Source organism: Pseudomonas sp. UC 17F4 (assembly GCF_900101695.1).
Lineage (GTDB): Bacteria > Pseudomonadota > Gammaproteobacteria > Pseudomonadales > Pseudomonadaceae > Aquipseudomonas.
The window spans coordinates 189,301-210,573 of record NZ_FNKV01000001.1 but is presented as its reverse complement, the minus strand read 5'-3'; the positions used below and the strand labels follow the sequence as shown (position 1 = coordinate 210,573).

General features: G+C 64.1%; 19 protein-coding genes and 1 riboswitch. Of the genes, 13 read left to right on the top strand and 6 right to left on the bottom strand.

Annotation, left to right across the window (positions count from 1 at the left end; translation table 11 throughout):
* The first annotated feature begins 14 nt into the window (after nucleotides 1-14).
* Both msbA and hldE read left to right on the top strand, forming a co-directional pair.
* Complete coding sequence (gene msbA / locus BLR26_RS00950; protein ID WP_045193777.1) at nucleotides 15-1,823, top strand: lipid A export permease/ATP-binding protein MsbA; 1,809 nt, start codon at nucleotides 15-17, stop codon at nucleotides 1,821-1,823.
* A 131-nt stretch (nucleotides 1,824-1,954) separates the two neighbouring features.
* Nucleotides 1,955-3,376 carry a bifunctional D-glycero-beta-D-manno-heptose-7-phosphate kinase/D-glycero-beta-D-manno-heptose 1-phosphate adenylyltransferase HldE gene (hldE, locus tag BLR26_RS00945; protein WP_045193776.1) on the top strand — a complete coding sequence of 474 codons (1,422 nt, stop codon included), beginning with the start codon at nucleotides 1,955-1,957 and terminating at the stop codon, nucleotides 3,374-3,376.
* 33 nt (nucleotides 3,377-3,409) lie between these two features.
* Here the strand turns inward: hldE and BLR26_RS00940 are convergent, their stop codons facing one another.
* The 4 genes from BLR26_RS00940 to BLR26_RS00925 all read right to left on the bottom strand — a co-directional run bounded on the left by BLR26_RS00940 (nucleotide 3,410) and on the right by BLR26_RS00925 (nucleotide 6,801).
* Nucleotides 3,410-4,372: a hypothetical protein gene (locus BLR26_RS00940; RefSeq protein ID WP_045193775.1), complete on the bottom strand. Its 963-nt coding sequence runs from the start codon at nucleotides 4,370-4,372 to the stop codon at nucleotides 3,410-3,412.
* Between the two features lie 47 nt (nucleotides 4,373-4,419).
* The gene (locus BLR26_RS00935) at nucleotides 4,420-5,229 is read right to left on the bottom strand and encodes an aldo/keto reductase (protein ID WP_093376798.1); all 810 of its coding nucleotides are present in this window, start codon (nucleotides 5,227-5,229) and stop codon (nucleotides 4,420-4,422) included.
* Nucleotides 5,226-6,401 (bottom strand): NAD(P)/FAD-dependent oxidoreductase, encoded by a 1,176-nt coding sequence (locus BLR26_RS00930; RefSeq protein WP_093376795.1) that lies wholly within the window; start codon nucleotides 6,399-6,401, stop codon nucleotides 5,226-5,228. Before BLR26_RS00930 ends, BLR26_RS00935 begins: the two co-directional genes overlap by 4 nt.
* A gap of 67 nt (nucleotides 6,402-6,468) precedes the next feature.
* On the bottom strand, nucleotides 6,469-6,801 hold the full coding sequence (locus BLR26_RS00925; protein WP_093376790.1) for a DMT family transporter: 333 nt from the start codon (nucleotides 6,799-6,801) through the stop codon (nucleotides 6,469-6,471).
* A gap of 86 nt (nucleotides 6,802-6,887) precedes the next feature.
* Between BLR26_RS00925 and BLR26_RS00920 the strand changes: the two genes are divergently transcribed.
* Nucleotides 6,888-7,778: a LysR family transcriptional regulator gene (locus tag BLR26_RS00920; RefSeq protein WP_045193769.1), complete on the top strand. Its 891-nt coding sequence runs from the start codon at nucleotides 6,888-6,890 to the stop codon at nucleotides 7,776-7,778.
* Nucleotides 7,779-7,792: 14 nt separating this feature from the next.
* Entirely contained in the window at nucleotides 7,793-9,061 is a 1,269-nt protein-coding gene (waaA, locus tag BLR26_RS00915) for a lipid IV(A) 3-deoxy-D-manno-octulosonic acid transferase (RefSeq protein ID WP_093376786.1), read from the top strand.
* A gap of 58 nt (nucleotides 9,062-9,119) precedes the next feature.
* Here waaA and BLR26_RS00910 read toward each other — a convergent pair whose 3' ends face one another.
* Nucleotides 9,120-10,553 carry a TolC family outer membrane protein gene (locus BLR26_RS00910; protein WP_093376783.1) on the bottom strand — a complete coding sequence of 478 codons (1,434 nt, stop codon included), beginning with the start codon at nucleotides 10,551-10,553 and terminating at the stop codon, nucleotides 9,120-9,122.
* A 141-nt stretch (nucleotides 10,554-10,694) separates the two neighbouring features.
* A riboswitch (TPP riboswitch) is annotated at nucleotides 10,695-10,799 on the top strand.
* Between the two features lie 157 nt (nucleotides 10,800-10,956).
* Here BLR26_RS00910 and thiC point away from each other — a divergent pair.
* Together thiC and cytX are read left to right on the top strand one after the other, a co-directional pair.
* Nucleotides 10,957-12,843 carry a phosphomethylpyrimidine synthase ThiC gene (gene thiC, locus BLR26_RS00905; protein ID WP_093376779.1) on the top strand — a complete coding sequence of 629 codons (1,887 nt, stop codon included), beginning with the start codon at nucleotides 10,957-10,959 and terminating at the stop codon, nucleotides 12,841-12,843.
* Nucleotides 12,844-12,956: 113 nt separating this feature from the next.
* Entirely contained in the window at nucleotides 12,957-14,249 is a 1,293-nt protein-coding gene (gene cytX / locus BLR26_RS00900) for a putative hydroxymethylpyrimidine transporter CytX (protein ID WP_093376774.1), read from the top strand.
* Here cytX and BLR26_RS00895 read toward each other — a convergent pair.
* Nucleotides 14,218-14,964, bottom strand: coding sequence for an RsiV family protein (locus BLR26_RS00895; RefSeq protein ID WP_093376769.1), 747 nt, complete (start codon nucleotides 14,962-14,964; stop codon nucleotides 14,218-14,220). The two genes, cytX and BLR26_RS00895, sit on opposite strands and share 32 nt — an antisense overlap.
* A gap of 186 nt (nucleotides 14,965-15,150) precedes the next feature.
* Between BLR26_RS00895 and BLR26_RS00890 the strand changes: the two genes are divergently transcribed.
* The 7 genes from BLR26_RS00890 to BLR26_RS00860 all read left to right on the top strand — a co-directional run bounded on the left by BLR26_RS00890 (nucleotide 15,151) and on the right by BLR26_RS00860 (nucleotide 21,264).
* Entirely contained in the window at nucleotides 15,151-15,771 is a 621-nt protein-coding gene (locus tag BLR26_RS00890; RefSeq protein WP_093376764.1) for an NUDIX domain-containing protein, read from the top strand.
* Nucleotides 15,762-16,214 (top strand): DUF1249 domain-containing protein, encoded by a 453-nt coding sequence (locus BLR26_RS00885; RefSeq protein ID WP_045193762.1) that lies wholly within the window; start codon nucleotides 15,762-15,764, stop codon nucleotides 16,212-16,214. The genes BLR26_RS00890 and BLR26_RS00885 overlap by 10 nt, the downstream gene beginning before the upstream one ends.
* An 84-nt stretch (nucleotides 16,215-16,298) precedes the next feature.
* Complete coding sequence (gene cpdA / locus BLR26_RS00880) at nucleotides 16,299-17,114, top strand: 3',5'-cyclic-AMP phosphodiesterase (RefSeq protein ID WP_093376759.1); 816 nt, start codon at nucleotides 16,299-16,301, stop codon at nucleotides 17,112-17,114.
* A 102-nt stretch (nucleotides 17,115-17,216) separates the two neighbouring features.
* A complete protein-coding gene (locus BLR26_RS00875) occupies nucleotides 17,217-17,825 on the top strand; it encodes a YqiA/YcfP family alpha/beta fold hydrolase (RefSeq protein WP_045193759.1) in 609 nt (202 codons plus the stop codon).
* 36 nt (nucleotides 17,826-17,861) lie between these two features.
* Nucleotides 17,862-19,766, top strand: coding sequence for a DNA topoisomerase IV subunit B (parE, locus tag BLR26_RS00870; RefSeq protein WP_045193757.1), 1,905 nt, complete (start codon nucleotides 17,862-17,864; stop codon nucleotides 19,764-19,766).
* Entirely contained in the window at nucleotides 19,763-20,749 is a 987-nt protein-coding gene (locus BLR26_RS00865; protein ID WP_045193756.1) for an esterase-like activity of phytase family protein, read from the top strand. The genes parE and BLR26_RS00865 overlap by 4 nt, the downstream gene beginning before the upstream one ends.
* The gene (locus BLR26_RS00860) at nucleotides 20,746-21,264 is read left to right on the top strand and encodes a retropepsin-like aspartic protease family protein (protein WP_045193755.1); all 519 of its coding nucleotides are present in this window, start codon (nucleotides 20,746-20,748) and stop codon (nucleotides 21,262-21,264) included. The genes BLR26_RS00865 and BLR26_RS00860 overlap by 4 nt, the downstream gene beginning before the upstream one ends.
* The last annotated feature ends 9 nt before the right edge of the window (nucleotides 21,265-21,273 follow it).

Below are 21,273 nucleotides of genomic sequence, written 5' to 3'. Positions count from 1 at the left end.
CAGCGAGCTCGACGATGGCCGAAACACCGCGAGAGGCGGAGCAGAGCTCCAGCCTGAAAATCTACTTCCGGCTGCTGAGCTACGTGAAGCCGTATATCGGCATTTTTCTGCTGAGTATCATCGGCTTCGTGATCTTTGCCTCGACCCAGCCGATGCTGGCCGGCATCCTCAAGTACTTCGTCGATGGCTTGAGCAACCCGCAGGCGGTGTTGTTCCCCAACGTGCCGTATCTCAAGGACCTGCAACTGCTGCAGGCCGTGCCGCTGCTGATCGTGCTGATCGCCGCCTGGCAGGGTCTGGGCTCGTTCCTGGGCAACTACTTCCTGGCCAAGGTTTCCCTGGGTCTGGTTCACGACCTGCGGGTCGAGTTGTTCAACAAGCTGCTGGTGCTGCCCAACCGCTACTTTGACAGCCATAATTCCGGCCACCTGATTTCGCGCATCACCTTCAACGTGACCATGGTCACCGGTGCTGCGACCGATGCCATCAAGGTGGTGATCCGCGAAGGCCTGACCGTGGTCTTCCTGTTCATCTACCTGCTGTGGATGAACTGGAAACTGACCCTGGTGATGCTGGCGATCCTGCCGATCATCGCCGTGATGGTCGGTACCGCGAGCAAGAAATTCCGTAAGCAGAGCAAGAAGATCCAGGTGGCCATGGGCGATGTCACCCATGTTGCCTCGGAAACCATCCAGGGCTACCGCGTGGTGCGCAGCTTCGGTGGCGAGAGCTACGAGCAGCAGCGCTTTGCCAACGCCAGCCAGAGCAACACTGACAAGCAGCTGCGCATGACCAAGACCGGCGCGGTGTACACGCCGATGCTGCAACTGGTGATCTACACCGCCATGGCGGCATTGATGTTCCTGGTGCTGTTCCTGCGCGGCGAGGCTACTGCCGGTGACCTGGTAGCCTACATTACCGCAGCGGGCCTGTTGCCCAAGCCGATTCGGCAGTTGTCGGAGGTTAGCTCGACCATCCAGAAAGGCCTGGCCGGTGCCGAAAGCATCTTCGAGCAACTGGACGAGGCGCCGGAGGTCGACAGCGGCACCGTCGAGCTGGACCGTGTGGTCGGGCGTCTCGAGGTGCGCAACCTGAACTTTACCTATCCGGGTACTGACCGCCAGGTGCTGACCGATATTTCCTTTACCGCAGAGCCCGGGCAGATGATCGCCCTGGTGGGGCGTTCAGGTAGCGGCAAGTCGACCCTGGCGGCACTGATACCACGCTTCTATCACCACGATGACGGACAGATCCTCCTCGACGGCGTGGAGATCGAGAACTACCGCCTGCGCAACCTGCGCAAGCACGTCGCCCAGGTGACCCAGCACGTGACCCTGTTCAACGACACCGTGGCCAACAACATCGCTTATGGCGACTTGGCCGGGGCGCCGCGGGCCGAGATCGAAGCCGCTGCCGCCGATGCCTATGCCAAGGAGTTCGTCGAGCAGTTGCCGCAAGGCTTCGACACCCAGGTCGGTGAAAACGGCGTGCTGCTCTCCGGCGGCCAGCGCCAGCGCCTGGCGATTGCCCGGGCGTTGCTCAAGAATGCGCCATTGCTGATTCTCGACGAGGCCACGTCGGCCCTGGATACCGAGTCCGAGCGACACATCCAGGCAGCCCTGGATCATGTGATGAAAGGCCGCACCACCCTGGTGATCGCCCACCGCCTGTCGACCATCGAGAAGGCCGACATGATCCTGGTCATGGACCAGGGCAAGCTGGTCGAGCGTGGCACCCATACCGAGCTGCTGGCAGCCAACGGCTTTTACGCCAGGCTGCACGCCATGGGCCTGGACGAGCCGGCCAAGGTCGACATCACCTGAGTCAACCGCGCCGGGGCCTTGTGCCCCGGCAGCGTTTCCCTGGAATGCCTGGCAACAAGGCGGTAAACAAGCCGTCGCTTTGCCTGTGCTAATATCCTGCCCCTGTTAATTATTTTGTATATGGGTTGCCCATGAAGTTGTCCATGCCGCGTTTCGATCAAGCCCCGGTACTGGTGGTGGGCGATGTCATGCTCGACCGCTACTGGCATGGCGGTACCTCACGGATTTCACCTGAAGCGCCGGTGCCGGTGGTCAAGGTCGAACAGATCGAGGACCGTCCGGGCGGTGCCGCCAACGTCGCCTTGAACATCGCTGCCCTTGGCGCGCCGGCGGCGCTGGTCGGGGTGACCGGCCAGGACGAGGCTGCCGACAGCCTGGCCAACAGCCTGCAGGCTGCCGGTGTGCGCTCGATCTTCCAGCGTATCGCCCATCAGCCGACCATCGTCAAGCTGCGGGTCATGAGCCGCCACCAGCAGTTGCTGCGTATCGATTTCGAAGAACCCTTCGCCACCGACCCGCTGTCCCTGGGCGCCGAGGTCGATACCTTGCTCGACGGCGTCAAGGTGCTGGTGTTGTCGGACTACGGCAAGGGCGCGTTGAAAAACCACCAGAGCCTGATCCAGGCCGCCCGCGCCAAAGGCATTCCGGTGCTGGCCGACCCCAAGGGCAAGGATTTCTCGATCTACCGAGGCGCCAGCCTGATCACCCCGAACCTCAGCGAGTTCGAAACCATCGTTGGCCGTTGTGCCGACGAGGCCGAGCTGGTGGCCAAGGGCGCCCAGTTGATGAGCGAGCTGGAACTGGGTGCCTTGCTGGTGACCCGTGGCGAGCACGGCATGACCCTGCTGCGCCCCGATCACCCGGCCTTGCACTTGCCGGCCCGGGCCCGTGAAGTGTTCGACGTGACCGGTGCCGGTGACACTGTGATCTCGACCCTCGCCGCCGCCATCGCTGCCGGTGAAGAGCTGCCTCATGCGGTCGGCCTGGCAAACCTTGCCGCCGGTATCGTGGTGGGCAAGCTGGGTACTGCAGCTATCAGTGCCCCCGAGCTGCGCCGCGCGATCCAGCGCGAAGAGGGTTCCGAGCGTGGCGTACTGAGCCTCGACCAGTTGCTGCTGGCCATCGACGATGCCCGCGCGCACAACGAGAAGATCGTCTTCACCAACGGCTGCTTCGACATTCTCCATGCCGGCCACGTGACCTACCTGGAGCAGGCCCGGGCCCAGGGCGATCGCCTGATCGTCGCGGTCAACGACGACGCCTCGGTCAGCCGCCTTAAAGGCCCGGGCCGGCCGATCAACAGCGTTGACCGGCGCATGGCCGTACTCGCTGGCCTCGGCGCCGTGGACTGGGTGATCAGCTTCCCTGAAGGTACCCCGGAAAACCTGCTGAGCCAGGTCAAGCCGGATGTGCTGGTCAAGGGTGGTGACTATGGCATCGACCAGGTGGTCGGCGCCGACATCGTCAAGGCCTACGGCGGTACCGTGAAGGTGCTGGGGCTGGTGGAAAACAGCTCGACCACCGCCATCGTCGAGAAGATCCGCAAGAACTGAAGCATCGCGGGGCAAGTCGCCCCGCACTCGGTTCTACTTGCGCAGCCCGCCACGCGCCATCTGCAACAACTCCCTCGCCCTGCCGGTCAGCCGCTTCAAGCCGCTGTCCGGTTTTGCGGGTGTCAGGCCTTGCTGCCTGACCCAATCCTTCCAGCGAATCCGCTCATCCCTGACCAGCCAGCCATCCTGTTGGGCAAAGCTTTCTGCCAGGTACAGCCCGCGGGTGCTGGCCGGCACCAGGCGATCCTTGCTCAGGGTGTAGAGCTCGGCGCGTGGCTGGCCGTCTTCCAGCGGCATCAGGTACAGGTCGGGGCGTTTACGGTTGAGGCGCGCGACCAGTTGGTCGCCTTCAAGGCGTTCGTCGACGTGGAACAGGCTCAGTGACTTGGCCTCGCGTGGTACTTGCAGGCACAGGTCGTAGATCAGTTGCAGCGAGGCAGTTGGCAAGTGCACATATGCCCGTGGCCGTTCCAGCAATTGCAGGTTGGCGCAGCGTACCGGCCGTGCGGCGCCGGACTGCGGCGTCAGCACAAAGGGCAGGGCTTCGCGGTAGTGCAGGGCGTCGGCGTAGGGCGCCGGCAGCCAGGTATCGTTGAAGCGCCCGCCCAGCCAGCCTTCCGGGGTTTCCAGCAGGCATTCCTCGGCCACCTCCTGAATTGCCGTATGCAGCGGCAGGTTCAGCTCCTGGGCCGGCACATAGCCTGAAATCAGTTTCAGCACGACATCGCCACGGTCCTGGCGGCGCTGGCGTACCAGCACCCAGTAATCGCGGTTCTGCCAGCGCAGGGTCAGGCGCACCGAGACGCCGAGGTTGGCCAGTTCGACAGCAAAGTGCTGGCTGTCGGCAACCTGGATCGGCTTGCGCCGTTGCAGGGTCTGGGCGAAGTTCAGCGGCATGCCGATGCTCTGGTACACCAGCCCTTCGGGGCTGGCCTCGACGTGCAAGGGCAGGGTCTTGAAGTTGCTCGGGTTCTTGCGGATCAGCGTTCGCGGCATGTCGGCTCCGTCTTGCGTTGGGGTCGGCCGCGGCGGCGGCGTGAGTGTCAGCGGCGCAGCACCTTGGCAACGGTTGCCACGTTATGGGCCAGGTGCAGCGGATTGATGGTGCCGACAATAGCACTGCTGACCCCGGGGTGGGCGAACAGCAGTTCGAAGCTGGCGCGCACCGGGTCGACACCGGGGCTAAGGCACACATGGCCGCTGGCCAGGGCCTTTTTCACCAGGATCGCCTTGCCGTGCTTGGCGGCGTAATCAATCACCGGCCGTTCGGCCTGCTCGTTCAGATTGTAGGTGACCATGGCGCAATCGCCGCGCTCGAGCGCCTTGAGACCGCCCGCTGCGGTTTTGCCAGACAGCCCGAAACCACGGATCTTGCCCTCCTGCTTGAGGGCTTCGAGGGTTTGGTAAACCTCCTCGTGCTCAAGGATGTGCAAGTCGTTGCCGTCGGAATGCACCAGTACCAGGTCGATGCAGTCGGTTTCCAGGCGCTTGAGGCTACGCTCGATGGAAAAGCGCGTGTGCGCTGCGCTGAAGTCGAATCGCGACTGGCCGTCCTCGAACTCCTCGCCGACCTTGCTGACGATCACCCACTGGTCGCGCTGGCCGCGTAATAGCGGGCCGAGGCGTTCTTCGCTGCGGCCATAAGCGGGTGCGGTATCGATCAGGTTGATGCCCAGCTCGCGAGCCTGGGCCAGCAGCATCCGTGCTTCGTGGTCGTCAGGAATAGTGAAGCCGCTGGGATATTTGACGCCCTGGTCGCGGCCAAGCTTGACCGTGCCCAGGCCCAGTGGCGAAACCGTCAGACCGGTACTGCCGAGGGGCCGATGCAAATCGTGCAGGCTCGGCAGGCTCATGGCAGCAGTTGCTCCCACACCGGCAGGGCCATGGGCGGTCGCGGCAATTCGGGCAGGGCCGGCTGGCCGCCTGGCTTGATGCCGTCGCGCTCAAGGTTGGCCAGCACCCGGTCACTGAAGTCCGGCGCCAGGGCCAGCTTGGTCGGCCAGCCCACCAGCAGGCGTTGCTGCTCGGCGAGGAAGGCGTTGTCGGGGCGCACCAGGCCCGATTGCGCAGGCTCGGCGCGGTCGATGCGCACGGTGGCCCAGCGCACCTGGCTGAGGTCGATCCAGGGCAGCAGGTTGCTGACTTCTTTTTTCGCCGCGGCAATCTGCGCTTCAGGCTCGCGGGCTACGCCGTCGGCTTCGGCCAGGTCGCCGCCCAGGTACCAGACCCACTGGCCATCGGCGCCCGGGTGGCTGGTGACGGTGATGCGCGGCTTCGGCCCGCCGCCCAGGCAATGGGCGTACAGCGGCTTGAGGCTGGCGCCCTTGGCCATGACCATGTGCAGCGGCCGGCGCTGCATGGCTGGCTGGCTCAGGCCCAAGGCTTCGAGCAAGGCGGCGTTGCCGGCACCGGCGCTGAGCACCACGCGCTGGGCGCGAATTTCGCGGCCATCGACGCGCAGGCCGGCCAGTTCGCCATTCTCTTCAAACGGTTCGATGCTTTGCCCGGCAAGCAGGCTGTCACCGGCCAGTTCCGCGAGCTTGTTGAGCAGGCTTGGCACATCGACGACCAATTCGGCCAGGCGATAGACCTTGCCCTTGAAGGCACGGTCCTGCAGGGCGGGTGGCAACTGCTCGCCCTTGACCTGATCGACCCGGCCGCGCACGGCCTTGCTGGCAAAGAAGCTGGTGAGGTTGCCGGCCAGGGTGCCAGGTGACCACAGGTAGTGGGCTTCGGACAGCAGGCGCACGCCGGACAGGTCCAGCTCGCCATTGCCGGCCAGGGCCTCGCGCCAGCGCCGGGGCATGTCGGCGATGGCTTCCGAGGCGCCGGTCAGGGCACCGTGCAGCGCGTACTTGGCGCCACCGTGGATGATCCCCTGGGATTTGAGGGTCTGCTCGCCACCGAGGCTGGCGCGTTCCACCAGAACTGTCGAATAGCCGAGCCGGCGCAGGCGGGCATTGAGCCAGAGGCCTGCGACCCCGGCGCCGACGATCAGCACATCGGTGGAAATTACGGTTGGCATGCATGAACCTCACAAGCGTGGACAGACGCCCAGTATACAGCCTGTGAGCCATTGCACCTGTTGCCGATCAATGCCCGGCGGTTTTCGAGAAGACCTGGATCACCACCACGCCGCCGACGATCATGGCCATGCCGAGCATTGCCGGCAGGTCCAGCTTCTGGCCGTAGATCACCAGCGCGGCGATGCTGATCAGGACGATGCCCAGGCCCGACCAGATGGCATAGGCAATGCCCACCGGAATGCTGCGCACCACCAGGGTCAGCATCCAGAACGCCACCGCATAGCCACAGATCATCAGTAGCAGCGGCAGGGGCGTGCTCAGGCCCTTGACGGCTTTCATTGAGGCGGTGGCGATGACTTCTGTGCAGATGGCGATAGCCAGGTAGGTGTAGGCATTCATGACGGTGATCCTCTGTTCTGGCTGGGCATTCTAGAGCAAGCCTGAATGGGGTAAAGTCATTACCTATCTTTTCTGGAGATAGGTTGATGGCCGAGCAGTGGAATCTGGAGCAGTTGCGCATGTTCGTGCGGGTCGCCGAGCTGCGCTCGTTCTCGGCAGTAGCCCGTGAACAGCGCAAGGCGCAATCGGCGGTGAGCAACGGCATCGCTTTGCTTGAGGCTGACCTGGGGGTGACCCTGTTCGAGCGTAGCAGCGGCCGCCAGCCGCGCCTGAGCGAAGCCGGCGCAACCTTGCTGGAAGATGCCCGCGAGCTGCTGCGCCAGTGCGAGCGCCTGGATGGCCGGGCCCTGGCGCTGATGCGCGGGCAAGAGGCGCAATTGCGGGTGGCCCAGGATGAGGCCATGCCCTATCAACCGGTGATCGACAGCCTCGATGAGCTGGCCCGGCAGTTTCCCTTGCTCGAAGTACAGATGGCCAGCGGCGCCCAGGGCGACGTGGCGCGCAAGCTGATCGAGCGGCGCGCCGATCTTGGCCTGCTGTTCCACCATGACCAGATGCCGGTATCCCTCGAGCGCCGGGCGGTGGGGCGGATCGAGATGGTTACTGCCTGCGCCGTGGATCATCCCTTGACCCGTCTTGAGCGCGTCAGTCGTCAGGACCTGGCCCGCCACCGCCAGTTGCTGATCACCCCGCAGGAAAGCGGCTACCCCGGTGGCGAGCCGATCAGCCCGCAGATCTGGCGCGCCGACAGCTTCTACGCCATGGCCGAATTGCTGATGCGTGGCCTGGGCTGGGCCTGGTTGCCGCGGCATGTGGTGCAGTACCCCACCTACCAGGCGCAGATGGTCGAGCTTGCCAGCGAATGGACACCGCCAGCACTGGTGGTCGAGCTGGTGTGGCGCCGTGACGAGCCACTGGGGCCCGCCGCGCAGTGGTTGGCCGAACGCTTCGCAGTGCACTTGCGCGCCATTGGCTAGTACACTTCGGCGCCATGAACAGAACCCTCTATACCTTGCTGTTTCACCTGGGCCTGCCGCTGGTTGCGCTGCGCCTGTTCCTGCGTTCGCGCAAGGCGCCGGCCTATGGGCAGCGCATCGCCGAGCGTTTTGCCTGCAAGCTGCCGGCCATGGCCAGGGGCGGCATCTGGGTGCACGCGGTGTCGGTGGGCGAGAGCATTGCCGCCGCGCCGATGATTCGCGCCTTGCTGCAGGCTTATCCACAGCTGCCGATCACCATCACCTGCATGACCCCGACCGGTTCTGAGCGGGTGCGGGCGATGTTCGCCGACGAGCCGCGCATCCAGCACTGCTACCTGCCCTACGACTTGCCCTGGGCCGCCGGGCGCTTTCTCGATCACGTGCAGCCCAGGCTTGCGGTGATCATGGAGACCGAGCTGTGGCCTAACCACATTCATCAGTGCGCCAAGCGCGGTATTCCGGTGGCCCTGGCCAATGCGCGGTTGTCCGAGCGTTCGGCGCGGGGCTATGCGCGCTTTGCTGGCCTGACCCGACCGATGCTGGCCGAGATGAGCCTGATCGCGGTACAGACCGAAACCGAAGCCCAGCGCTTTCGCCAGTTGGGCGCGCGACCGGAATGCGTGCAGGTAACCGGCTCGATCAAGTTCGACCTGAGCATTGACGAGCAACTGTTGCCGCGCGCCCGTGCCCTGCGTGAGCAGTGGCAGGCCGGCCAGCGACCGGTATGGATCGCGGCCAGTACCCATGAAGGCGAGGACCCGATCATTCTCGCCGCCCACCGGCAGTTGCGCGAACACCATGCCGACGCCTTGCTGATCCTTGTGCCGCGTCACCCGGAGCGCTTTAACAGCGTGTTCGAGCTGTGCCGCGGGCAGTTGCCGACGGTGCGCCGTTCCAGTGGTGAAGCGGTCGCGGCTGATACCGCAGTGTTGCTTGGCGACACCATGGGCGAGCTGCTGTTTCTCTATGCCCTGGCCGATATCGCCTTCGTAGGCGGCAGCCTGGTGGCCAATGGCGGGCACAACCTGCTGGAGCCGGCGGCGCTGGCGCTGCCGGTGCTCAGTGGCCCGCATCTGTTCAACTTCCTGGAAATTGCGGCGATGCTGCGCGAGGCCGGCGCCTTGCAGGAAGTCGATGATGCCCAGGGGCTGGCGGCCGAAGTTCGCCGCCTGATTGAGTTGCCGCGGGATGCGCAGCGCATGGGCGCGGCGGGGTTGGCGGTGATGAAGGCCAACCAGGGCGCCTTGCAGCGCTTGCTTGAAGGCTTGGGGCGCTTGCTCTGACGTCATCGCGGGTAAAGCCCGCTCCTACAGTAGGAGCGGGCTTTACCCGCGATGCTTTTCAGGGCCGGGCTTCGAAGTTGGCCTTGGCCGCTGCTGCCAGGTCTGGCGGCAGGAAGTCCTTGTCCGGGTTGTAGTCCGGTTTCAGGTAGCGGCTCAAATCGCTCAGGTCCTGCGGGCTCAAGGTGCCGGCGACTTGCTTCAGGCGCAGGTTGTCGAGGATGTAGTCGTAGCGGGTGTTGTTGTAGTCACGCACCGAGGTGTACAGCTGGCGCTGGGCATCGAGCACGTCGACGATGTTGCGGGTACCGACCTGGTAGCCGATTTCGGTGGCTTCCAGGGCGCTCTGGTTGGAGATGATCGACTGCTTGCGCGCTTGCACCTGCTCGACGTCGGTGTTCACCGCGCGGTGCAGGTTGCGGGTGTTTTCCACCACCTGGCGGCGCAGGCTCTCGCGCTGCTGCTCGCTCTGGCTCAGGCGCTGGTAAGCCTCGCGTACCTGCGAGCTGGTCAGGCCGCCGCTGTAGATCGGAATGTTCAACTGCAGGCCGATGCTGGTCTGCTCGACATCGCCGCTGTAGTTCTGCCCGGTGAGGTTGGGGTTGGAAAAGCCCAGGCTGTCGTTGTCGCCCTTCTGGTAGCGCGCTACCGCATCGACGGTCGGCGCGTGCCCGGCCTTGCGCTGGCGCAGGGTCTCTTCGGCGGCGCTCACCGCGTAGTTGGTGGCCAGCAGGTTGAGGTTCTGCTTGCCGGCAGTCTCGACCCAGGCTTTGGCGTCGTTCGGCACCGGCAGTTGCACCGGCAAGGTGTGGACGATGCCCTGCACCGAGTTGTAGTCGCGGTTGGTCAGGGTGATCAGCGCCTCGAAGGCGTCGTCGACCTGGCGCTGGGCAACGATGCGGTTGGCCCGGGCGGTGTCGTAGCTGGCCTGGGACTGCAGCACGTCGGTCTTGTCCGACAGGCCAACGTCAAAACGCTCGTTGGACTGGTCGAGCTGGCGCTTGAACGCCGCTTCCTCGGCCTTGGTCGAGGCCAGGGTGTCCTGGGCGCGCAGCACGGCGAAATAGTTTTCGGCGCTTTGCAGGATCAGGTTCTGCTCGGTGGCCGACAGCTCCAGTGCCGCCTGTTCGTTGACCGCTTCGGCCGCCTGCAACTGGAACCAGCGATCAGCGCGAAAGACCGGCTGGGCCAGGGTCGCGGACCAGGAGTTGCCGCTGCGGTTGGCGGTAATCGAAGGGCTGTCGATCTTGGTGCGGTTGTTCATCATTTCGGCGCCGGCCGAAAGGTTCGGCAGCAGGCCGGCACGGGCCTGGGGCACCACTTCCTTCTGGGCGCCGTAGTTGGCGCGGGCGGCCGCCAGGTCGGCGTTATTGTTCACGGCTTCCTGATAGACGCTGACCAGGTCGGTCTTCGCCGACAGGGGCACGTCCGCTGCCCAGGCCATTCCGTTGGTAGCACAAGACACGGCAAGGGCCAGTGAAAGTTTGCGCAGCATAGGGCAATCCTTGAACGGTGAGAATTTCTGAACTGGTGAGTGTAGTTGCGCAGCCATTTTGCAACAATCCGCTATTTGCGCCATTTATCGTGTCCATGTCCAGGTGCTTGGCTTTGTATGCCACTCCAGCTTAGACTGGCCGCGTTCTTGTCGGGGTGCCTTGTGTTGAGGCTGAGATCGGATAATCCGGATCCCGTTGAACCTGATCAGGTTAGCGCCTGCGTAGGGAACAAGATTTCTCGCTTTCCCGGCGAGTCTCTTGTGCCAGGTCCGGGAATGTCGAGTCAGCCACCACAGCTGCAGGCATCACCGCGCATTTGGCACAGCACCACCCATGGTGCGTCCGTGCCTTTCAGGTTCTCCCCGACATTCCACTGCTAGGAAGCCGTCTGGAGAGCCTGTGATGAGTAAACAAGAAAAATATACCAATCTGAGTGAATCGGCCCGGGTCGATCAACAATCCGTACAGCCATTCACCCGCTCGCGCAAAATCTATGTCGAAGGCTCGCGCCCGGACATCCGCGTGCCCATGCGTGAAATCAGCCTCGACGACACCCCGACCGACTTCGGCGGCGAAGCCAACGCCCCGGTACTGGTCTACGACACTTCCGGCCCCTACACCGACCCTAGCGTTATCATCGACGTGCGCAAGGGCCTGGGCGACGTACGCTCGGCCTGGATCGACGCCCGTGGCGATACCGAGCGCCTGGCCGGCCTGTCGTCGGACTTCGGCCAGCAGCGCCTGGCCGATGCCGAGCTGACCAAGCTGCGTTTTGCCCACGTGCGCAATCCGCGCCGGGCCAAGGCCGGCGCCAACGTCAGCCAGATGCACTACGCCCGCCAGGGCATCATCACCGCCGAGATGGAATACGTTGCCATCCGCGAAAACATGAAGCTGCAAGAAGCCCGTGCCGCCGGCCTGCTTGACCAACAGCATGCCGGGCACAGCTTCGGCGCGAGCATCCCGAAAGAAATCACCGCCGAATTCGTCCGCGAAGAAATCGCCCGCGGCCGCGCGATCATCCCGGCCAACATCAACCACGTGGAGCTGGAGCCGATGATCATCGGCCGCAACTTCCTGGTGAAGATCAACGGCAACATCGGTAACAGCGCCCTGGGCTCGTCCATCGAAGAAGAAGTGGCCAAGCTGACCTGGGGCATCCGCTGGGGCTCGGACACGGTGATGGACCTGTCCACCGGCAAGCACATCCACGAAACCCGCGAGTGGATCATCCGCAACTCGCCAGTGCCAATCGGTACCGTACCGATCTACCAGGCCCTTGAGAAGGTCAATGGCGTGGCCGAAGACCTGACCTGGGAGCTGTTTCGCGACACCCTGATCGAACAGGCCGAGCAAGGCGTTGACTACTTCACCATCCACGCCGGCGTACTGCTGCGCTATGTGCCGCTGACCGCCAAGCGCGTCACCGGCATCGTCAGCCGCGGTGGCTCGATCATGGCCAAGTGGTGCCTGGCGCACCACAAAGAGAACTTCCTCTACACCCACTTCGACGAAATCTGCGAAATCATGAAGGCCTACGACGTCAGCTTCTCGCTCGGCGATGGCCTGCGTCCGGGCTCGATTGCCGACGCCAACGACGAAGCGCAGTTCGGCGAGCTGGAAACCCTCGGCGAGCTGACCAAGATCGCCTGGAAGCATGACGTCCAGTGCATGATCGAAGGCCCGGGCCACGTGCCGATGCAACTGATCAAGGAGAACATGGACAAGCAGCTCGAATGCTGCGACGAAGCGCCGTTCTACACCCTTGGCCCGCTGACCACCGACATTGCCCCGGGCTACGATCACATTACCTCGGGCATCGGTGCGGCGATGATCGGCTGGTTCGGTTGCGCCATGCTCTGCTACGTGACGCCCAAGGAACACCTGGGCCTGCCGAACAAGGATGACGTCAAGACCGGCATCATCACCTACAAGATCGCCGCCCATGCCGCCGACCTCGCCAAGGGCCATCCCGGCGCGCAGATCCGCGACAACGCACTGTCCAAGGCGCGCTTCGAATTCCGCTGGGAAGACCAGTTCAACCTCGGCCTGGACCCGGACACCGCACGCAGTTTCCATGACGAGACCCTGCCCAAGGATTCGGCCAAGGTCGCGCACTTCTGCTCGATGTGCGGGCCGAAGTTCTGCTCGATGAAGATCACCCAGGAAGTGCGTGAATACGCTGCCAACCAGCGCATCGAAGCGGTGGACGTGGCAGTCGAGGATGGCATGCGCGAGCAGGCCGAGCGGTTCCGCCAGGAAGGCAGCCAGTTGTACAAAAAGGTGTAACCCGTTTCGCGGGTCAAGTCGGGTCGCCGCACCGCCGCTCCCACTGCAGGAGCGGGCTTGCCCCGCGATAGGCGCAAAAGAACAACAAATTTCCTCCTGTCGAGACCACACTCGTGAGCACACCCAGCCAGTTTTCCCCCGATCACCCGGTCAGCGCCGAGCAACGCGTGCTCAGCGGCCGCGACCTCTGTTCCTTGTGGTTTTCCCTCGGCATCGGCCTGATGGTGCTGCAGACCGGTGCTTTGCTCGGCCCCGGCCTGGGCCTGGCCAATGCTGTGCTGGCGATCATCGTCGGCACCAGCGTCGGCGTGCTGCTGCTCGCCGCGGTCGCGGTCATCGGCAGTGATACCGGCCTGTCGTCGATGGCCGCCCTGCGCCGCAGCCTGGGCAGCAATGGCGCGCGTCTGCCAGCCATGCTCAACCTCCTGCAACTGATCGGCTGGGGCTCGTTCGAAATCATCGTCATGCGCGATGCCGCCAGCCTGCTTGGCGAGCGCGCCTTCGGCGAAGGCAGCGTGCTGACCAATCCGTTGCTGTGGACCTTGTGCTTCGGCGCGCTGGCCACCTTGCTGGCGGTCAGCGGGCCGTTGACCTTCGTGCGCAAGATTTTGCGCAAGTGGGGCATCTGGCTGCTGATCGGCGCCTGCCTGTGGCTGACCTGGAACCTGTTTGCCAAGGCCGATCTGGCCGCGCTGTGGGCGCGCGCCGGCGATGGTTCGATGCCGCTGGCGATTGGCATTGATATCGCCATTGCCATGCCGCTGTCGTGGCTGCCATTGATTGCCGACTACTCACGCTTCAGCCAGCGCGCCAGCCGGGTGTTTGCCGGCACGGCGCTGGGCTATTTCATCGGCAACGTGTGGATGATGAGCCTGGGCGTGGCCTACACCCTGGCCTTTGCTCCGGCGGGCGAGGTCAATACCTTGCTGTTGGCCCTGGCTGGCGCCGGTCTGGGCATTCCGTTGCTGCTGATCCTGCTCGATGAGTCGGAAAAAGCCTTTGCCGATATTCACTCGGCGGCGGTCTCCACAGGTTTTCTGCTGCGCTTGAAGGTCGAGCACCTGGCCTTGGCCATTGGCGTGCTGTGCACCCTGATCGCCAGCTTGGCGCCGCTGGCGCAGTACCAGAACTTCCTGTTGCTGATCGGCTCGGTGTTCGCGCCGCTGTTCGGCGTGGTGCTGGTCGATCACTTCATCGTCCGCCGCCGGCACAGCGACTCAAGCCCGATCCACAGCCTGCACTGGCCGGCATTGCTGGCCTGGGCGATTGGCGTAGCGGCTTACCATTTGCTGGCGCACTACGCGCCGAACGTCGGCTCGACCCTGCCGGCCTTGCTGCTGGCAGGGGTGGTCTATTGGGCCGCCGCGCCGGCAGTCAGCCGCGACCGGGAAACAACTCCGGCCTGATCACGCCGTTCAGGCGCGGGTAGGGGATTTTCAGCTCGATATGGCCCATGGAGTACGGGGCGATGGCATAGACCTCGTACTTCAGCACCACCGCGCCGTAGGTCAGGGCGATGTGCGGGGTCTGGCGGAACGGCCAGGTCTTGACGAACTCGGCGTCCTTGTCCATGCCGGTGCTGATCAGCCAGCCTTTGTGGGCTTCTTCGGCGGTCTTCCAGAAGGTCGCTTCCTGGCCCGGCACCAGCATGTCCTGCAGGCTCAGTACCTTGTCCTGCTGGCGCGAATAGTTGATGAAGCCGCGTCCGGGCATGCCGTGGGCGCCGCCGGTGTCCAGGTAGCTGGACAGTTCGATGATCACCAGTCCGTCATGCTGCTCGCGTACCTTGGCTTGCAGGTAGCTGCTGTTGCGGCTTTGTGCGCTGGCCATGAACTGCTCTTCGTAGGCTTTGAGCGAGCTGGGCAGGGCGCTGCGCTCGTTGTCCTGGGTCAGTTGCAGCAGGCGTTTCTCGACGATCCCGTCCAGCTTGGGGTTGGCCGGGAAGTGGATGGTGTCGATGTTGACCAGCGGGCAATCGGCATTGCTGCAACCGGGCTTGATGTGCTCCCAACGGTCGCGCTTGACCTCCAGCGGCGTGCGCATGTTGGGCTGGAACAGGCTCTGACAAGCGCCAAGGGCCAGGGCCAGCACGGCCACGGAAGTCAGTTTCACAAGCGTCATGATGATCCTTGTAAGGCAAAGGTGATCGGACTTAGACCGTCGGCAAGGCCTTCAGTTCGCCACTAAGCTGAATAGACCAGCGGGGTGCCTATCCTCGCAGCCTGGACGGTATCTTTAAAGAGGTGAAACGCAGCGGTACGCAGGTTAGGATGGCGCGATGCGGTAAATGAGGTAATGAGGATTCCCATGTCTGACACGTTCAACAACGCTGTGCCCAGCCAGGTCGAGATCGTCGATCGGGCCACTTGCTACAAGGGCTTCTACCGCCTCGACAAGGTGCGCCTGCGCCACGAGCTGTTCGCCGGTGGCATGGGTCGTGAGATCAGCCGCGAGCTGTTCGTGCGCCATGATGCGGTGTGTGTGCTGCCTTACGATGCCCAGCGCGACGAAGTGGTGCTGATCGAGCAGTTTCGCGTCGGCGCCATCGGCAAGGTCGACAACCCCTGGCTGATCGAACTGGTCGCCGGTCTGATCGACAAGGACGAACAACCGGAAGAAGTTGCACACCGTGAGGCCGAGGAGGAAGCTGGGCTGGTGTTCAGTACGCTGTGGCCGATGACCCGGTATTTCCCGTCACCGGGCGGCAGCGACGAGTTTGTGCATCTTTACCTGGGCCGTTGCAGCAGCGTTGGGGCCGGTGGCCTGCACGGGCTGGAAGAAGAAGGCGAGGATATTCGCGTGAAGGTCTGGGCGTTCGAGGATGCGCTGCAGGCCGTGCGCGACGGCAAAATTGCCAACGCGGCAACCATCATTGCCTTGCAATGGCTGGCCTTGAACCGCGCTGAAGTCAGGGGGCTATGGTCGTGAATCTGCTGCGCGAGCGCTACCGGGTAGATCTGGTCGGGTTGCAGGCTGCCTGCGAGGCCAACTATGCGCGCCTGATGCGCCTGCTGCCCGACATGCGCAGCACCCAGAGCTCGCGCCGGATCGGCATGACCCAGGGCGACCAGATGCTTGGCGTGCTGGTCCTCGATGTAGTGCTCGCCTGTCCCTACACCACCACTTTGCGCGTGCGCCAGGAGCACAGCCTGCCCTGGCTGCCGGTGCCGCAGCTGGAGGTGCAGGTCTACCACGACGCGCGCATGGCCGAAGTGGTCAGCGCCGAGCACGCCCGGCGTTTTCGCAGTATCTATCCGTACCCCAATGCGGCCATGCACCAGCCGGACGAAAAGGCCCAGCTGAATCTGTTCCTCGGTGAATGGCTGAGCCATTGCCTGGCCTGTGGCCATGAGTTGGCCGTCGTTCGCTGAAATGTGATGACGGTCGTTTTCGAGTATTTGCTCAACGCCCGCCAGCCGCCATAATCGCGCTGAATCCGTTCAAGGAGTCGGCCCTTGCCGCAACCATCGATCCCCCCTAGCGACGCGCCGGTGTACCTGGTGCAACTGACCGACAGTCATTTGTTTGCCGACGCGCAAGGCACGCTGCTGGGCATGAATACCCGCGACAGCCTGCAGCGGGTGATCGAGCGGGTACGCGACGAGCAGCCGCGGATCGACCTGCTGCTGGCCACCGGCGATTTGTCCCAGGATGGTTCGGTCGAGTCCTACCGCTGTTTTCGTGACCTGACCGCGAGCCTTGAGGCCCCCGCGCGCTGGCTCGCCGGCAACCATGACGAGCCGCTGCCAATGGAACAGGCGGCGCAGGGCACTGATTTGCTTGATCCGCAGGTGGATATCGGCAATTGGCGAATCCTCATGCTCAACTCGGCGGTGGCCGGTTCGGTGCCGGGCTTGCTCGATGACGGCCAGCTCAGGTTGCTAAAGAGCGCCTTGGACGAAGCGCCCGAGCGCCATCACCTGATCTGTTTCCATCACCAACCGGTATCTATCGACTGCGCCTGGATGGCGCCGATCGGCTTGCGCAACGCCGACGCACTGTTTGCTGTGCTGCAAGGTTATCCACAGGTACGGGCCTTGCTCTGGGGCCATATTCACCAGGAGTGGGACCAGGTTCGCGACGGCGTGCGGCTATTGGCCTCACCCTCGACCTGCATCCAGTTCGAGCCGCGCAGCGAAGACTTCAAAGTCGGCGAGCAGGCCCCCGGCTACCGCTGGCTGCGCCTGCAGGCGGACGGCTCGATCGACACCGGCGTGTCGCGGGTCAGCGACTTCGAATTCACCGTCGACTACGAAGGCGACGGCTATTAAGTGTTGCCAAATCGCTGAAACTGCTGCATCTGCCGTCTAACAGGCTAAAATGCGCGCTTTCCTGCCTGGCGATCCAGGCATTCAAGGCGCATCGGGGGCGGCATGTCGGGTTCGATTCTCTATATTCACGGGTTCAACAGCGCGCCGTCGTCGAAGAAGGCCAGCCAGCTGGTAGCAGTCATGGCCCAGCTGGGGCTGGCCGAGCGCCTGCGCGTGCCGGCCCTGCATCATCACCCGCGCCAGGCCATCGCCCAGCTTGAGGCGGCGATTGCCGAGCTCGAATCGCCATTACTGGTCGGCAGCTCGCTCGGCGGCTACTATGCCACCCATCTGGCCGAGCGCCACGGGCTCAAGGCCCTGCTGGTCAACCCGGCGATCAACCCGCACCGGCTGTTCGACGGCTACCTGGGGCCGCAGCAGAACCTCTATACCGGCGAAACCTGGGAACTGACCCTGGACCACGTGCAGGCTCTGGCCGAGCTGGAAGTGCCGGCGCCGACCGATGCCGGGCGCTTTCAAGTGTGGCTGCAGACCGCCGATGAAACCCTGGACTACCGCCAGGCCGAGCAGTTCTACCGTGCCTGTGCACTGCGCATCCAGGCCGGTGGCGATCACAGCTTCCAGGGCTTTGCCGAACGCCTGCCAGCCCTGCTGAGCTTTGCCGGCATTGCCCCGCAGCAGTATCAAACACTCGATTTTTCTGTATTTTGATAACCTATTTTCACCCACGACTGACGACGAGAACCCATGGCCATTCCCAGCGCTAGTGCCTATAACGCAGACGCCATCGAAGTCCTCTCCGGCCTTGACCCGGTGCGCAAGCGCCCGGGCATGTACACCGACACCAGCCGGCCGAACCACCTGGCCCAGGAAGTGATCGACAACAGTGTCGACGAAGCCCTGGCCGGGCACGCCAAGTCGGTGCAGGTGATCCTCCACGCCGACCATTCCCTGGAAGTGTCCGACGATGGTCGCGGCATGCCGGTGGACATCCACCCTGAAGAGGGCGTGTCCGGGGTCGAGCTGATCCTCACCAAGCTGCACGCGGGTGGCAAGTTCTCGAACAAGAACTACCAGTTCTCCGGCGGCCTGCACGGGGTGGGTATTTCGGTGGTCAACGCCTTGTCCAGCCAGGTGCGGGTCAAGGTCAAGCGCGACGGCAACGAGTACCAGATGACCTTCGCCGATGGCTACAAGGCCACCGAGCTTGAAGTAGTCGGCAGCGTTGGCAAGCGCAACACCGGCACCAGCGTGTACTTCGCCCCGGACCCCAAGTATTTCGATTCGCCGAAATTCTCCATCAGCCGCCTCAAGCACGTGCTCAAGGCCAAGGCCGTATTGTGCCCGGGGCTGCTGGTCAGCTTCGAAGACAAAGGCACCGGCGAGAAGGTCGAGTGGCACTACGAAGACGGCCTGCGCTCCTATCTGGTCGACTCGGTCAGCGAGTTCCTGCGCCTGCCCGACGAGCCATTCTGCGGCAGCCTGGCCGGTAACAAAGAGGCGGTCGACTGGGCCCTGCTGTGGCTGCCCGAAGGCGGCGACAGTGTCCAGGAAAGCTACGTCAACCTGATCCCCACGGCCCAGGGCGGTACCCACGTCAACGGTCTGCGCCAGGGCCTGCTCGATGCCATGCGCGAGTTCTGCGAGTTCCGCAACCTGCTGCCGCGCGGCGTCAAGCTGGCGCCGGAAGACGTCTGGGAGCGCATCAGCTTCGTGCTTTCGATGAAAATGCAGGAGCCGCAGTTCTCCGGGCAGACCAAAGAGCGCCTGTCCTCGCGCGAGGCTGCCGCGTTCGTTTCTGGCGTGGTCAAGGATGCCTTCAGCCTGTGGCTCAACGCTCACCCGGAGGTGGGCATGCAGCTGGCGGAGCTGGCGATCAACAACGCCGGCCGGCGCCTGAAGGCGAGCAAGAAGGTCGAGCGCAAGCGCGTCACCCAGGGGCCGGCACTGCCGGGCAAGCTGGCCGACTGCGCCGGCCAGGACCCGATGCGTGCCGAGCTGTTCCTGGTCGAGGGTGACTCGGCCGGCGGTTCGGCCAAGCAGGCGCGGGACAAAGAGTTCCAGGCCATCCTGCCGCTGCGCGGCAAGATCCTCAACACCTGGGAAGTCGATGGCGGCGAAGTCCTGGCCAGCCAGGAAGTGCATAACATTGCCGTGGCCATTGGCGTCGATCCCGGCGCTGCCGACATGAGCCAGTTGCGCTACGGCAAGATCTGCATCCTTGCCGACGCCGACTCCGACGGCCTGCACATCGCCACCTTGCTCTGCGCGCTGTTCGTCCAGCATTTCCGCCCGCTGGTCGAAGCCGGCCACGTCTATGTGGCCATGCCACCGCTGTACCGCATCGACCTGGGCAAGGAAATCTACTACGCCCTCGACGAAGCCGAACGCGACGGCATCCTCGACCGCCTGGTGGCCGAGAAGAAGCGCGGCAAGCCGCAGGTCACCCGATTCAAGGGCCTGGGTGAGATGAACCCGCCGCAACTGCGGGAAACCACCATGGACCCGAACACCCGACGCCTGGTCCAGCTGACCCTCGACGACCTGGACGGCACCCGCGAAATCATGGACATGCTGCTGGCCAAGAAGCGCGCCGGCGATCGCAAGAGCTGGCTGGAATCCAAAGGCAACCTGGCCGAGGTCCTGGCTTGATACGTGTGGCCCTGACTGCGGCTCTGGCGCTGTTGACGCTTCCGGCACTGGCCGCGCCGTGGCCGGAGCTCAAGCTGGTTGCCGAACACCCGGTCGAGGGCATGCGTGGCGGCAATCTGTCTGGCCTGAGCGAATGCCGAGGCGGGCTGTGGGCGGTTTCCGACCGCGATGACGAGCTGCTTTACCGCCTGGATACCTCGGCTGCCGTCTGGCAAGCCGAAGCGCTGCACATGGAGGTACCGCCGGTACCGGACAGCGGTTTGCCCTGGGGCTTGCGCTCGCGCACCTGGGCTGCCGCGCAGGTGCGCGGCGGCGAGCTGGACTTCGAAGGCATCAGCTGTGATGCCGCCGGCAACCATTACCTGGTCAGTGAAGCCCATGCGGCCGTGCTGCAGGTACCAATGGAAGGCGCGCCCAACTGGCTGAAAATCGACCCGAGCATGGTCCGCCAGGCGCGGGCCAGCGGCATGTTGCTGCACTTCAATGCATTGTTCGAAGGCCTGGCGGTGAGCCCGGCCGGCGACCGTATCTGGCTGGCGGCCGAGCGCGAGCGCCGCGGCCTGCTGCTGATCAACCGCCAGCAGACCACCTGGAACTGCGGCAACGGTTGTGTGCTGCTCAGCGAAGCCGGGGTCGAGATGCAGCCGCCGCAGATGCCCAGGCCGCGCCCGGTGTCGCGCGACTTTGCCGACCTAGCCCTGTTCAACGACAAGCTCTTTACCCTGGAGCGCAACGCCTATCGCATTTGCCGGCGTGATGCGCAGACAGCCAAGGTCGAGCGCTGCTGGTCGTTTGCCGCCGATGCCCTGGCCGAACCCCGGCGTTACTCGCAGCCATTCGGCCTGGCCGAGGCGCTGGTGATCGATGACAAGGGCGCCTGGATTGGCCTGGACAACAACGGTGCGACCCGCCAGGACGGCGAATCGCGACCGATTGTCTGGCGCTTTGCCGCGCCGGCCGGCGGCTGGAGTGGCAAATCGTGAGCCAGCCGCCGGGCAAGCGTGCTGGCCGGGTACTGCTGATTCTGGCCTGGGCGGCCGGATTGTTCCTGGCCACGCGCTTTTTCGGCGAATGGGAGCAGCGTCAGGCCAACCCCAATGCCGTGGTCACCTCGCAACACGGCGAGGGTTACATCGAAGTGCAACTGGCCGGCAACGGCCAGGGGCATTTCGTCGCCGATGGCCGGATCAACGGCCAGACGGTACATTTTCTGCTCGATACCGGGGCGACCGACGTGGCGATCCCCGAAGCCCTGGCTGGCAAGCTAGGCCTGGAGCGCGGCGCGCCGGTGATGTTGAGCACCGCCAATGGCCGCACCCAGGGCTACCGCACGCGCCTGGACCAGCTGCAGCTGGGCGATATCCTCCTGCGCAATGTGCGCGCGCTGGTGGTGCCGGGGCTCGATGGCGAACAGGTTTTACTGGGCATGAGTGCCCTGAAACAACTTGAATTTACCCAGCGTGGCGGCACCTTGCTGCTGCGCCAGAACCTGAAATGATGAGGCCCG

Coding starts and splice junctions, on each gene's coding strand:
- msbA (WP_045193777.1), top strand. CDS start 15: ATGGCCGAAACACCGCGAGAGGCGGAGCAGAGCTCCAGCCTGAAAATC.
- hldE (WP_045193776.1), top strand. CDS start 1,955: ATGAAGTTGTCCATGCCGCGTTTCGATCAAGCCCCGGTACTGGTGGTG.
- BLR26_RS00940 (WP_045193775.1), bottom strand. CDS start 4,372: ATGCCGCGAACGCTGATCCGCAAGAACCCGAGCAACTTCAAGACCCTG.
- BLR26_RS00935 (WP_093376798.1), bottom strand. CDS start 5,229: ATGAGCCTGCCGAGCCTGCACGATTTGCATCGGCCCCTCGGCAGTACC.
- BLR26_RS00930 (WP_093376795.1), bottom strand. CDS start 6,401: ATGCCAACCGTAATTTCCACCGATGTGCTGATCGTCGGCGCCGGGGTC.
- BLR26_RS00925 (WP_093376790.1), bottom strand. CDS start 6,801: ATGAATGCCTACACCTACCTGGCTATCGCCATCTGCACAGAAGTCATC.
- BLR26_RS00920 (WP_045193769.1), top strand. CDS start 6,888: ATGGCCGAGCAGTGGAATCTGGAGCAGTTGCGCATGTTCGTGCGGGTC.
- waaA (WP_093376786.1), top strand. CDS start 7,793: ATGAACAGAACCCTCTATACCTTGCTGTTTCACCTGGGCCTGCCGCTG.
- BLR26_RS00910 (WP_093376783.1), bottom strand. CDS start 10,553: ATGCTGCGCAAACTTTCACTGGCCCTTGCCGTGTCTTGTGCTACCAAC.
- thiC (WP_093376779.1), top strand. CDS start 10,957: ATGAGTAAACAAGAAAAATATACCAATCTGAGTGAATCGGCCCGGGTC.
- BLR26_RS00895 (WP_093376769.1), bottom strand. CDS start 14,964: ATGACGCTTGTGAAACTGACTTCCGTGGCCGTGCTGGCCCTGGCCCTT.
- BLR26_RS00890 (WP_093376764.1), top strand. CDS start 15,151: ATGTCTGACACGTTCAACAACGCTGTGCCCAGCCAGGTCGAGATCGTC.
- BLR26_RS00885 (WP_045193762.1), top strand. CDS start 15,762: ATGGTCGTGAATCTGCTGCGCGAGCGCTACCGGGTAGATCTGGTCGGG.
- BLR26_RS00875 (WP_045193759.1), top strand. CDS start 17,217: ATGTCGGGTTCGATTCTCTATATTCACGGGTTCAACAGCGCGCCGTCG.
- parE (WP_045193757.1), top strand. CDS start 17,862: ATGGCCATTCCCAGCGCTAGTGCCTATAACGCAGACGCCATCGAAGTC.